Annotated in this window: 8 protein-coding genes; all 8 read left to right on the top strand. The window is 45.3% G+C overall.

Annotated elements, in window-relative coordinates; all coding sequences use genetic code 11:
* The first annotated feature begins 266 nt into the window (after positions 1-266).
* The 8 genes from ACE04G_RS18335 (at position 267) to ACE04G_RS18300 (ending at position 12,902) form a co-directional block, all read left to right on the top strand.
* Entirely contained in the window at positions 267-1,367 is a 1,101-nt protein-coding gene (locus ACE04G_RS18335) for an ATP-binding protein (RefSeq protein ID WP_339304044.1), read from the top strand.
* Positions 1,355-3,823 carry a DUF5682 family protein gene (locus ACE04G_RS18330; RefSeq protein WP_449004915.1) on the top strand — a complete coding sequence of 823 codons (2,469 nt, stop codon included), beginning with the start codon at positions 1,355-1,357 and terminating at the stop codon, positions 3,821-3,823. Before ACE04G_RS18335 ends, ACE04G_RS18330 begins: the two co-directional genes overlap by 13 nt.
* The gene (locus tag ACE04G_RS18325) at positions 3,808-5,031 is read left to right on the top strand and encodes a VWA domain-containing protein (protein ID WP_449004916.1); all 1,224 of its coding nucleotides are present in this window, start codon (positions 3,808-3,810) and stop codon (positions 5,029-5,031) included. Before ACE04G_RS18330 ends, ACE04G_RS18325 begins: the two co-directional genes overlap by 16 nt.
* A gap of 19 nt (positions 5,032-5,050) precedes the next feature.
* Positions 5,051-8,608 (top strand): DUF4132 domain-containing protein, encoded by a 3,558-nt coding sequence (locus tag ACE04G_RS18320; RefSeq protein ID WP_449004917.1) that lies wholly within the window; start codon positions 5,051-5,053, stop codon positions 8,606-8,608.
* Between the two features lie 4 nt (positions 8,609-8,612).
* Positions 8,613-10,445, top strand: coding sequence for a hypothetical protein (locus ACE04G_RS18315; RefSeq protein WP_449004918.1), 1,833 nt, complete (start codon positions 8,613-8,615; stop codon positions 10,443-10,445).
* Entirely contained in the window at positions 10,432-10,710 is a 279-nt protein-coding gene (locus tag ACE04G_RS18310) for a hypothetical protein (RefSeq protein WP_221821486.1), read from the top strand. Before ACE04G_RS18315 ends, ACE04G_RS18310 begins: the two co-directional genes overlap by 14 nt.
* 220 nt (positions 10,711-10,930) lie before the next feature.
* A complete protein-coding gene (locus ACE04G_RS18305) occupies positions 10,931-11,473 on the top strand; it encodes a sigma-70 family RNA polymerase sigma factor (RefSeq protein ID WP_339176939.1) in 543 nt (180 codons plus the stop codon).
* Positions 11,474-11,486: 13 nt separating this feature from the next.
* Positions 11,487-12,902: a hypothetical protein gene (locus ACE04G_RS18300; protein ID WP_449004919.1), complete on the top strand. Its 1,416-nt coding sequence runs from the start codon at positions 11,487-11,489 to the stop codon at positions 12,900-12,902.
* Positions 12,903-12,983: the final 81 nt, after the last annotated feature.

Below are 12,983 nucleotides of genomic sequence, written 5' to 3'. Positions count from 1 at the left end.
ATCCTGAGCTCATATGGCCTACAATGCGTATACATGGGTAATAAGCATGCTGAATCGGATCCGAAACCAATGTGTTGGCACGGCTGTAAGGATGGTTCACCTTCATACTTGCGCTAGAGGCTATGTCCATGGACTTAGGAAGAGTGCTGATAAGAAGGACGTTTCAACCATTTTTATCGTTTTACCGGGTAGTTGTTCGAGGGCTGTGATAAAATGATAGGAATAAGAACATACGATCTGTTTAATTGAGAGGAGACACCTTGACGATGGAGATGCTCAAACCACCCGCCGAGACATTATACGAGGTTGAATTACGCGCGCTGCGAGAGGAAGATCAGGGGAAACGTCCCCCGAACTGGCTGTTATCTCCTGCATATGTGCGCGATTTTATTATTGGCAGGGATAAACCTGCATTATTGAATGGAGAAGAGATCCCGATTACCCGCAAATTCTATGGCAATGACGTGTTAATTGAACGTGCAGTGGTTACTCTGGCAGGCAATCGAGGATTAATGCTCGTGGGAGAACCCGGGACAGCCAAAACTATGCTGAGCGAACTGCTGACCGCAGCAATCTCCGGTACCAGTCTGAACACGATTCAAGGTACAGCAGGCACGACGGAAGATATGATTAAGTATTCTTGGAATTACGCCATGCTACTTGATAAAGGCCCTTCGGAAGCCGCACTTGTACCATCGCCGTTATATAACGGAATGAAGAAAGGCATTCTTACCCGTTTTGAAGAGATTACACGTTGTCCGGCGGAAGCGCAGGATAGTCTGATCAGTATTCTCAGTGACAAGGTCATGAGCATTCCTGAACTGGACGGTGGTGTACTGTTTGCCCAACCAGGATTTAACGTCATTGCTACAGCCAATATTCGGGATAAAGGTGTAAATGAAATGAGCGGTGCATTGAAACGTCGATTCAATTTTGAAACGATCAAGCCCATTCATAACGTGAAGATGGAAGCCAAAATCATTGAGTGCCAGGCACGAAGCCTGTTATTACATAGTGGAATTGATATTGACATTAACTCGGATGTAGTTGAATTGCTGGCTACAACATTCATGGAATTGCGCACCGGCATTACACGGGAAGGCTACAAGCTTGACAGCCCTCAAGCATCCATGAGTACGGCGGAAGCAGTGTCTGTCTATGTCCAGAGTGCGATGACTTCCTATTATTACGAAGATAAAGCTATTGCACTGGATCGGTTGGTGCAGAACATGCTGGGCACCATTGCAAAGGAAAACGACAAGGATCTGTCCATTCTCAAAACCTACTTCTCCAAGGTCGTAAAAGAGCGTTCCAGAGAAGAGGGAATGTGGAAGGACTATTATGAGGAGAGAAAATGGATCGGTTAACAGCAGTTCTGGACCCTGATGTTGAGCAGTTACAATCCTTGTTCGAATCCCAGGTGTATAACCTGAGTAATCATACGGTCTATTATCCAATACGACACCATAGCCCTGCATGTTCATATCACTTGTTACGATTAATCGGAGAGTACAAGCCGGATATCATTCTGATCGAAGGACCAGAGAGTGGCAATCCGTTAATTCCGGTGCTGAGTGATGAGGCAACCTTACCTCCTGTCAGTCTGTACTATACCTACGAGAGTGAATTGGAGAGAGAAGCCTGCTATTATCCGATGCTTCGGTATTCGCCTGAATATGTAGCTTTGAAAGAAGCAAAACGGCTGGATATTCCGGCGAAGTTTATTGACTTGGACTATCAACACTTCTCCACTCGTGCATCCAAATCCGGCCAGACAGAACAAAAGGAGATCTCCATCCAGGACGAAACCTTGCTTGCGGGGTCTGACTTCATTAACCGGTTATGTCAAAAAACAAACTGTCGCAGTTTTGATGAATTGTGGGAAAAGGTGTTTGAGATCGGTGGCCTGGAGAAATCTACTGAGGAATTCGTGCAGGATGTATTCACGTATTGTACTTTATCCCGAATGTGTTATTCCACGGAACAATTACAGTCTTCAGGTGATCTGGCAAGAGAATCACATATGAAACAACTTATTAATCAAGCGGTGCAGGAACATGACCGTGTGCTTGTCATTACCGGTGGATTTCATACGTATGGACTGTTGATGTCAGAGAAACATGAATCCCAATTGGAACAGCCAGAAATGGATAAACAGCATGCAGAACAACGTTTGGATGGACAAGGCAAACCAGGTACGTCTCAACAAAGTGCGGTTGATCCAGATACGGTTCACCAACAAATGTACCCGATGGTCTATACCTTTGCTGAAGCGGATCGGCTCAATGGATATGCTAGCGGCATGCCTTATGTAAATTATTACGATCAGATCTGGAACCAGCTGCTTCGCAAAAAGAGTACACCGTATAATCTAACGGCTCTGGACTTGTTATCCCGGCTGATGCGCCAATTACGGGATGGACACGAGCATGTATCAACCAGTGATGCAATTGAGGCATACAGTATGATTCAAGGTCTTGCCGGGCTTCGGGGTAAAAGGGAAGGCGGCGTCTATGAGTTGATGGATGCAGCACTCTCTTCCTTTGTGAAGGGGGAGCTTACCTTGGCGACCGATAAACCGCTGCAAGAGCTGCAGCAGTTATTGACAGGAGACGTCATTGGAAGTGTGGCTCCCAATTCATTCAGTATTCCCATCGTGGAGGACTTCAAGGCGCGTTGTACAGAGTACAAACTGCAGATCCGCACAACAGGACAGCACAAGAAAGTGCTGGATCTGTATGCGAAACCGGAGCATCGTCAGATAAGTCAATTGATTCAATGCATCACCTATCTGGTTCCGGAATTCGCGAAACGGCAATCGGGGCCGGACTGGATCGCAGAGCGTGATATGAATCTTGTTCGCGAAACCTGGGTTTATATGTACTCCTCCCGTATTGAAGCCAGATTGATAGAAAACTCTCTCTATGGCGGAACGCTTGCTGGAGCGGCTACACGCAAAATGAAAGAACAAATGCAAGAAATACCGGATCATCATAGCGGTGAACTTGCCCGACTCATGCTTCAAGCGCTACTTATGGGGCTTCAGGACACAGCGATGAAACTCTATGAACAGGTCCGCTCAGCGCTGAGAACGGACGGGAATTTTCTATCCTTATGTAACAGCCTGCATGTCTTGAACCGAATTCATCAACACCGCAGGTTGCTGGGATTATCTGACGAGCATCATCTTCCTGACCTGGTATCCGAAGCTTATAGAAACGCCGTGGACAAGTTGTTACAGCTCTCCAGAGCCAATCCGGATGAACATGAAGCCATTATTCAGGGATTGAAGCTGCTAGCCATGCTCGCGGAGTCATCAGAGGGATATTTTCAGGATGAGACATTCCGAATACATCTGAATGAGCTTCTGTCTGATCACCAGCTTCCGGCTCAGCTGGAGGGTGTGTGTGTGGCTATTTCCTCAGGGCTCGGTGACAGGCCCAGGGATGAGATTGTTGATCGTGCTCGCGGGTATATCCATGGTACACCGGATCAGACCCGTCAAACGGCACTTTTTTTACAGGGAGTATTCACTGTAGCACGTGATGCTTTTTTATATGAAGATCAGCTGTTGTCCGAGTTGAATTATCTGATTGAACAGCTGTCATACGACGACTTCATCAGTATGGTACCGGAATTAAGGCTGGCATTCACCTACTTTACACCCATGGAGACAGGCTTGATTGCCGAGCGGGTGGCGAGTCTGCATCAGGTTGAACCAGAGGAGATGTTGAGGCCTGCGGTAGATGAGCAGATGCTGATCCAGTCCAAAGCATGGGACGAAGCGCTTCGAAAGGAGTTTGCCGCATGGAAGCTAATATGAATGAAACGAGTCGGAGAACGGACGAAACTAGAGAAATCAATAAAAGTTCCAATCCGGATGGAAGCAACCGAGGGGATCAACATTCTGCTGAAACCTTAAATCGATGGCGTCTGATTCTCGGTGAATCCGCTGAAGAAGGGTTGTGTAATACAGATCAATACACTTCGGCTGAATTTCAATATACGGAAATCGATGAGATTCTGGGGTATCTCTATAACCGTGAATACGGTGAAGAACAAGGTTATCGAAAAGAGGGAGGACGCGGTGCGTCTAACCTGACTGTACCTAAATGGCTGCACAAAGTAAGGGATCTATTCCCCAAACCAACAGTAGAAATATTGGAAAAACAGGCGCTTGATCGTTATGGGCTGACAGAATTGTTAACGGACAAAAAGCTGCTTGAATCCCTTGAACCCAACATGAATCTGCTCAAGAATATTATGCAGTTCAAAGGACGGATGAAAGGTGAGGTGTTAAAGAGCGCCAAGGATATCGTGCGAACCGTGGTTGAAGAGCTGCGTAGCAAGCTGGAATCTCAGACCCGAGCGAGTATCATGGGCAAGCGCAGTCGCTATACCTCGAGTTCAGTACGATCCTTGCGCAATCTGAATTTCAAGCGAACTATCACCAAGAATTTGAAGAATTACGATAAAAACAAGCGCAGGTTTGTGATTGATCGTCTGTATTTCGACGGTAGTATACAGCCCCATAACAAGTGGAACATCATCATTGGTGTGGACGAGAGTGGCAGTATGCTGGATTCAGTCATCTACAGTTCGGTGATGGCCAGCATCTTCTACCGTTTGAATGCGTTGCGCACCCAATTATTCATATTTGATACGCAGGTTGTTGATCTGAGCGACAGGCTGGAAGACCCCGTAGACGTGCTCATGAATGTACAGCTCGGCGGGGGCACACATATTACGAAAGCGTTGCGTTATGGCGAGACGTTAATCGATAATCCAGGCAAAACCATCTTTATTCTGGTCAGTGATCTGGAGGAAGGGTACCCGATCGCGCAAATGTACAAAGCCTGTAAAGATATCATCGATGCAGGATGCAAGCTACTGGTTCTCACCGCGCTCGATTTTAACGGGGATTCAGTCTATAACAAACATGCCGCACAGACATTAACCAATATGGGTGCACATGTAGCCGCAATTACGCCTAACGAACTCGCGGATTGGATTGGCGAGATCATCACTTAAATTCAAGGAGGAATGTGTAATGCTTACCGCAGACCGCGCAGTTGAAACTTTGGTGGAGAAATTCGCAGTAACCTGTTCAAACGAGTATTCATTAAAAACAGATCGCAGTTCCGAAATTATCGATTACGTCTTGGGAATGACAGACAAGTTCCCGGATATGATGGGAAATTCGAGTCATTATGTATATCAAACGATTGATCTGCTCATGAAGCTGGCCAAAAAAGACGACGGAGATATCTTTTACCGTGCCGGGGCTATTGTGATATATCTGGAATCCAATTATTCCAAAAGAAATTCATGGAGAACGGATGCTTTTACTGTCTGTATGGGAAATGACTCCGAAGCCTACGGATTAAGCGGGAAGAGCAAAAGCGCTGATCGCATGGATGGATTGTTGTCCCGGTTGGAGAAGATCAAACAGTTTGCAGGCGAGAACGAAATTCTGACTGAATTAAAGAGTAAATTAAAGCGTGCCCAGTGGCTTTTTGATTCCAAAAAAGCGGACAGTCAAGGGGATTACCGGGATGTAATAAATGCATTAATGCTGCTGCAATTATATTCAAGACTCAGTGACACGGCTTCTCATCTTGCAGAGGTTCAATCTTCTGTTCAATCGTTACCAGTGTTGTTTCAACATGTGATGGCTAATGATGCAGATAAGTTGCGGAGCGAGCTACATACGTTGATTGAACCTGTAGTGGTCAGTAATATTCAAGGAAAACATAACGGATCTTCCCAAGAATTGAAGGATGAATTCCTCAAGGAGAAGCGTAGTCAGCTCATAGCTGAGCTGTATCCCAATACATCGTTCTCTCCAAAAGAGCAATGTTCACACACTGTATTCCATCAAACTATGGTGCTTGTGAGTGGTGCCTTGTTGTACCTGATTAACATTAGTGGAGGTAAACAACGGTTCCTTGATACAAATAGTGAGATTGGGCATGTTTTGCTTCACACAATACATCAATTACATGAGATTTATCCACTTGAAGTTCGCCGTTACTTGCTAAGTATGGACCCTAGAGCCAAGAGCCCAAATGATCTGCTTGCTGGACTTGTGCCTCTGTATGAGCCTTATCAGTTGGTTGAAATGTTGCGGGACGAACTTAATTCGTACACGGTATCCTGGAACATGTTACAATCCGTGATCGCGAATCGTCCTGAACAAGCGATTCGAGCATACGAGATTATGAAACCGCCATTCCTTAAACTTTGCATTCAGAAATTCATGGAGGATCAAGGATTGACATTGCCTAATGCGGAGGGGTCACTGGAGCAAGCGGTATTCCACGCTCTTCGGCATCCTTTGGACGGGGGACGTCAAGGACTTGCGATTGCAAGATACTTAAGTGGGGAAAACACCCTTGAGGAATATTGGGAGGACCCGAATAGTCGAGGGTTGTTTAATCAACTGAATCGGGATAAGAAGCGTGTTCACAACCTCATTAGTATTAGTTTTCTGCCCTTGGACTCAGAGGCGATGCGCAGGTTCGCAATCCTGACCACTCATCCGGATTGGACGCTGGATATTATCTCGGACATGTACAATTCATACGCGTTTAGTGGAGAGCAGCTGCTTCAACGTTATGGGCAAGATCCTGAGGTGCAACGTGAGAAATTGCTAACCAGCCTGATCTCACTCAATGGCATGACCGACAACAGATATAAATCCATGCCGCATGACGAATACCGCCGAATCATTCAGCAGAATCTGGACTATGCACTGACACAGTACAAGAAACTGCCAACGGATACGCGCATTTTAATTCTGGAGATAACCTTTGAGCAGCGTGATGAGTTATCGAAGAAAATATTGGCCGAAGCGATTCGTGCCGGCTTGCAGGATTCTTCCAAAAAGGCCAACGGCGTGGGGTTAGCGGAATTCAACCGAATTCCGGATCAGGACTTGTATACGCTCGTCTACCTCTCGGAGAAAAAAGTGGCGATCAAAGAAATGGCTCTGACCGCAATCCGCAGTTTGGAAAACAGCAAGGAGCTGTATGGTGAGCTTTTGAAAAAAGAGAAGTCCGATGAGTGGAAGAGCTTGATCCAAATTCTGCTGGATACCGCAGATCTAAGTCCAGAGTATGCCCATGCTGCACTCGCTGATCAGGCGGATGCCAAAAAGTTGTCGAGACTGAGCTGGTTGTCCTTGAAAGATCTCCCTTCACTGATACGTATTGAAGACAATCAACCTTTAGATGACCGGATTAAACAGTATGCTTTGGTCCAATCATTGGATCATACATCCGGTCCTAATGAACGGTTGAATGAATTACGAGATTATGTAAGTGAGGCATCGCTCGCTCGTTTTGCAAGTGAATTGCTTCAGGTCTGGATTCAAGAAGGTGCCCCTGCGAAAGAAAAGTGGGTGATGTATGTTTCAGCACTCTTTGGTGATATTCAGATTGTGAATATTTTGGCTCCGCAAATTAAGGAATGGACAGAAAACAGTCGTGGCGCGATTGCAGCAGATGCTGTAAAAGTGCTCGCTTATCTGAAAGATCCATCCGCTCTTATGGCGATTGACAAAATCAAACGTGGGGTGAAGAACCGTCAGGTGAAAGGTGCAGCCGAGGAAGCGTTGCAGCTTGCAGCGGATAATATGGGACTTACCTCGGAACAACTCGAAGATCGGCTGGTCACTACACTTGGTTTTGATGAAAAAGGAACCATGCAGCTGAGTTACGGAGAGCGCTCCTTCCTGGTTAAGGTCAATGGAGACTTACAGGTCGTTGTCTTAAATGAAGAAACAGGAAAATCCGTGAAGAGTCTTCCTGCTCCTGCACAGAAAGATGATCCTGAATTGGCAGCGCAGTCCAAGGCACGTTTCACACAGCTGAAAAAAGATCTCAAATCCATGGTTAACATTCAGGCGCAGCGTCTGGAAGAGTCATTGTCCAAGCAACGTCTGTGGTCTGCCGATGAGTGGAAAGCACTGTTCGTACAAAATGTAATCATGCAAAAATTTGCTGTTGGTCTGATCTGGGGAACGTATGAGGATGGCGCTCTGATCAGCACGTTCCGTTATATGGAGGATGGCACTTTCAATTCTGTGGATGAAGATGAGGTTGATCTGCCTTCGGGTGCGCAGGTGGGACTTATACACCCACTGGAACTGGATCAGGCGACACTTGAAGGTTGGACAACGCAGTTGGAGGATTACGAGATTAAGCAGCCATTCGAGCAATTAAATCGTGAGATTCACCAGCCGGAAGATGAGGATAAACCGAAGAATGAATACGATCATCTGCCCGAGTCTGATTTTTCACCAACGGCTTTCCCCAAAGCACTGGAGAAATACGGTTGGATCAAAGGACCGGCACAGGACGGCGGCTGGTATCATGAATTTTATAAAGAGTACGGAGATCTTGTTGCAGAATTGCAATTCAGTGGTACGAGCATCACGTATTACGAGGGATTGGATGACATTACCCTGGAATCCCTACATTTCTTCAAACCGAATAACAAGCAATATTATTACTATGGTGACAATAAACCCATTGCTCTAGGCAATGTTTCTGGTCGTGTGTTCAGTGAAACGATCTACGATATTCTGAGAGCAACGGGGCGTTGATGACGTGAGTGGATTCAAGGAAAAATTCCGGATTTTTTCGAAGCTGTGTACGGAGGATTATTTGATTCGGTATGCCAACAAGGGGTTGTACAAAAGGTCTTTGAAAGAGTTGGACAACGGTGTAAGTGTAACGTACACATGGAATGAATCATCGGTGAGTTGTCAGCTCAGTGACGGGACACAATGTACGCTTGAGAATACACTGGATCATTGGGAATGCTCCTGCCCGGCCGATCATATCTGCAAGCATGTGCTGATTGCAATTCTGTATGATCAACGGGAATATACGGCAGAGGATTCAATGAATGCAGACAAGAAGCATGCGCTGGATAAGGACTCAGGGATATCGGATAATGATCCATTGGACGTACCAAAAAACGTATCAGTAACAGAATCAGCATCAAACTTAGTATCAAATGTGGATGATTCAAGCGAAGATCCGCATTCAGTTTCTCGTGAGATCGAGTCTCGTTTTCGCTGGATGACTGAGTCTGACCTTACCGTGTTAATTAAATCGTATAGTTCTTCCATGATTGAGGAAGTTGTCTTCCGACTGAGATACCCAGAGGAAATTAAGATCATTGAAGATTCACTTCTTACGGTTCATCTGACCACCCAGAATATCGAGGTGTCTTTTACTGAGGAACCGAATCTTGCAAAAGCACTATGTAAGGTGCAGCAGACAGCTGGGAAAATGGCCAAGCTTGAAGCTTTGCTACGGTACCGCAACCTAAAAGGCCTGGATGATACGGATGCATTAAGTGGACGGGTGTACGAAGCCAAGTTCTCTCTTCAGACAGTGCAGGAATGTCGGGTTATGCTGGCAGGATTGTTGAAGACGGGACTGGTCCGCCTTCCTCAGTCCTATATGGCACAACTGGAGACATTGGCAATCGCTGCTCATAGTGGCAACCTGCCTGACATAGAACGCAGTTTACGAGGGATTCAAGGGGAACTACAGTTGTTTTTCAACAGACATATACGTTTCTCCATGCAATCCATGTTGGATCGGGTAAGCAAGCTGTATCTTGCACTCCAGGTTCTTGAAGAAGAAAAGGTGTCTGCCATTCAGCAGAGTCAGCTCATTGGCAGTTTTCGAAGTAAATACTTTACGGTTCCTTCACTTCACCTGTATGGACTGGGAGCTGATGCGTGGGAGACACGATCCGCATTCCGTGGAATCACCTATTATTTCTATTGTTTCGATGATGAGGAAATCTACACTTATAGCGATGTACGTGCTGTATATTATGATGATCAGCAGTTCTCATATACAGAGCATTATGGTGCATTCACACCATGGCTGCCTAATCTGACCTTTCGCCAGTTCGTCGGTGAAGAAGTTCAATTCCATTCAGTTAAAGTGAATGAAGAACGCCGGATCTCTTCCGGGGAAGGTGCCAAGCTTGCGATTTTGCCACGAACGGGTGTGGAAACGTTGAATCTGGGCAAAACCATGCAAGACGTAACGTCTGTACTTCAAGAGGAATCGCGATCGTTCGACTTGTTTGCTGCTCCCAAAGAACGATTGGTTGTGATCAAAGTTGCTCGAATTGTGGACCATAACTTTGTCAAACAAACGCAGGATCTTGTCCTGACGGTTGAGAGTACCGAAGGAGAACGATTGGCACTCACTCTCCCGTATTCATCTGACTGGCAGGTGATGATCCAAAGACTGGAGTCAGGATATGGCTCCCAATCGCTTGAACATTTCTATGCCTTTGTGCGTGTGGAACCAAAACGGATTAGCCCAATTAGTTTCCTGAAGGGCCAAACGGTGCTCAGTCTGAAACTGGATATCGGAAATGGGAGGATGGGCAGACTTGGAAGAATATAATCAGTTCATGCAGAGAATTAACGGCTGGTCAGAAGAGTTGCTGCTGCGCGGGTTATCCCAGTTTACGATCCGGGATATTGAGGTACTTGAGCAACTCGCAGCGGAATCCTCGCGGTTGCAGATGAGTTTCCTGCATGAGTTGTTGAATCACCTCATCAAGGAAGGGCGTAGCGTGGCTCTTGGACAAAGTAATGAAGAGTTGCTGTTATTTCAGTATTGTCGTCTCACCCAATATGTACAGCTCAGTGTGCAAGAAGAGGCGTAATAATGGTTAGTACTCCATGAGAAGGCACATGAAGCGATATGATGTAATAAATAACGATGTATTATAGAATATAAGAAGATTTGCAGCAGGCCACAAGGTCACTGCAAATCTTTTTTATCGTGGAGTAAGTAAAAGTCATTTGTTAAACGAATATAGGTAGGTAGCACGGATCAATACAAACATTCGTGATATGAGCATGGAAGGGAGGGGACATCTAATCGTGGAAGAAGAACAGATACGGAAGGCAGTAGCGAATCGTGATCCTGAAGCCATGGAATGGGTGATGAACCACTACGCAGGTTTGTTATGGAAGATTGCTCATTCCATCCTACATCATGCATCGACAGAAGAGATTGAAGAATGCGTAGCAGATACATTTTTTGCTTTTTGGCAGAATCCGGATGCATTCCAGTCTGGGCGAAGTAGCCTGAAAAATTACCTTGCAACAATCACGAAACATAAAGCGATTGATCGCTACCGGAAACTTAATCGAAGATCTGAGCTTACATATGAAGAGGAGATTCATTCGGTGCAAACGGAGGATTTGTTGATTCAGGTGATCACTAAAGAGACGTATACGGAACTTAATCACATGATTGAATCTTTTCCAGAACCGGAACGGGAGATTATGAAACGTCGGTTTTACGAAGGACAGAGACCCCATGAGATATCGGAAGCATTGTCTCTACACGTTAGGCAAGTCCATAACAAGCTTTATCGCTCCAGGCAACGATTGAGGACATGGTGGATGAACAGGAAATAAAGGAGGCGATCCAATGCGAAAATCCGAAAAAGAATTTACTGAACAGAACCTCTTTAATATTAAAAAGTTGTTCTATGATAAATTGGCGATGAATGAACCACCGACCCTTACGAGTTCAGATACATCTTTTTATCCACCTGTATTATATCCATCCGATCCATCCGCACAGACCAAGAAGTCCATGAATAGGGGAAGAAAGTATCGTAAAGCCATCTATATTCCTGTAACCGCTGCGTTATCGTTATGTCTTGTTACGGGTGCAGCTGCATCGGTGGGCATCATTGACCTGCCTTCTATTCTTCATTTTCTAGGTGCAGATCGGATTGGCATTCTTCAGCCTGTTCATCAGGTGAGTGAAGATCAAGGGATTCGAATGGAGGTTATAGGTGCTGTCAGGGACGGAGATACAACGGAAATCTATGTTTCTTTGTCAGATCTGACGGGTCAACTTATTGACGAGACGCTGGATGTATATGATTACAGGGTCACCGGAGGTAATGCAAACAACGCTCAGATTATTCATTATGATGAAGCTAATAAAACGGCTATTGTCCGATTTCTCATTCAAGGAAAAGTGAGCAAAAATCGAATTACCGTTCAGATTAATACGCTGATGTCCGGTACATCTCTTCAAGATGGTTACAACGTACAAGTGGACTGGGAGAAGTTGCTACATGAAAAGCAAATCAATAGCTATGATATCCTGGATCGAGATCGTATAAGTGGCTGGGGAGGTGAAATTGATATTCAAATGGAAACCGATCCAATTCCGGTATTGCATCAGGATGTAACGAATATCCCTGTTGAGGGTATTAATTGGGTGCATATTTCCAATATGGGTTTTGTGGATGGCAAGTTACACATTCAGATTAATCCGGATAATGAGATTGGCGAGTATAATCATGGATACTTCTACTTCACGGATGAGCAAGGCCAAAAGCTCGATATTCCCCAATATTCCATTAGCTACGGGAGATACATGAAAAATGGAGTAGACATTGGTGGGGATTACATTGAGTATGTGTATGATCTGTCTGCTGTTGACAATTTAGATAAGCTGAGAATTCAAGGCAGCTTTACGAGCATAAGTGAAGTTGTGCAGGGAAATTGGAAAACTACTCTTAACTTGAGTCAAAATGCTTTGAGTAAAACAGGAAACATTCAGCTTGATACAAATGGAGGCTTACAGGCAAATGTTACTCTTTCCCCGGTTGGTGTCACACTTACAGGTGAGGTACTGAGTATGATTCGGATGGAGGATCTGAGTATTGAAGTGCACCTGAGGGATGGTACAAAGTTGACTGGCGAATCCGGTTTCCTCCAGCTGGATCAGGATCTCATTAAGTGGATTTCCCCTAAGACCATTCCGGTGAATGATGTGAGCTACCTGCTAATCAATGGAGAGAAAGTAACTTTGCAAGAAGAATAATTAAAAGGTGAATCAAAAATATGGGGATAACAGCGATCGGAAGGTGTTATGTCATCGGAGTGGTAAGTGAGAATATTCTTT

The organism is Paenibacillus sp. AGC31, assembly GCF_057334655.1.
Note: the sequence above shows the minus strand (reverse complement) of the source record. Positions and strands in the feature narration are given on the sequence as shown.

Coding starts and splice junctions, on each gene's coding strand:
- ACE04G_RS18300 (WP_449004919.1), top strand. CDS start 11,487: ATGCGAAAATCCGAAAAAGAATTTACTGAACAGAACCTCTTTAATATT.
- ACE04G_RS18330 (WP_449004915.1), top strand. CDS start 1,355: ATGGATCGGTTAACAGCAGTTCTGGACCCTGATGTTGAGCAGTTACAA.
- ACE04G_RS18325 (WP_449004916.1), top strand. CDS start 3,808: ATGGAAGCTAATATGAATGAAACGAGTCGGAGAACGGACGAAACTAGA.
- ACE04G_RS18320 (WP_449004917.1), top strand. CDS start 5,051: ATGCTTACCGCAGACCGCGCAGTTGAAACTTTGGTGGAGAAATTCGCA.
- ACE04G_RS18335 (WP_339304044.1), top strand. CDS start 267: ATGGAGATGCTCAAACCACCCGCCGAGACATTATACGAGGTTGAATTA.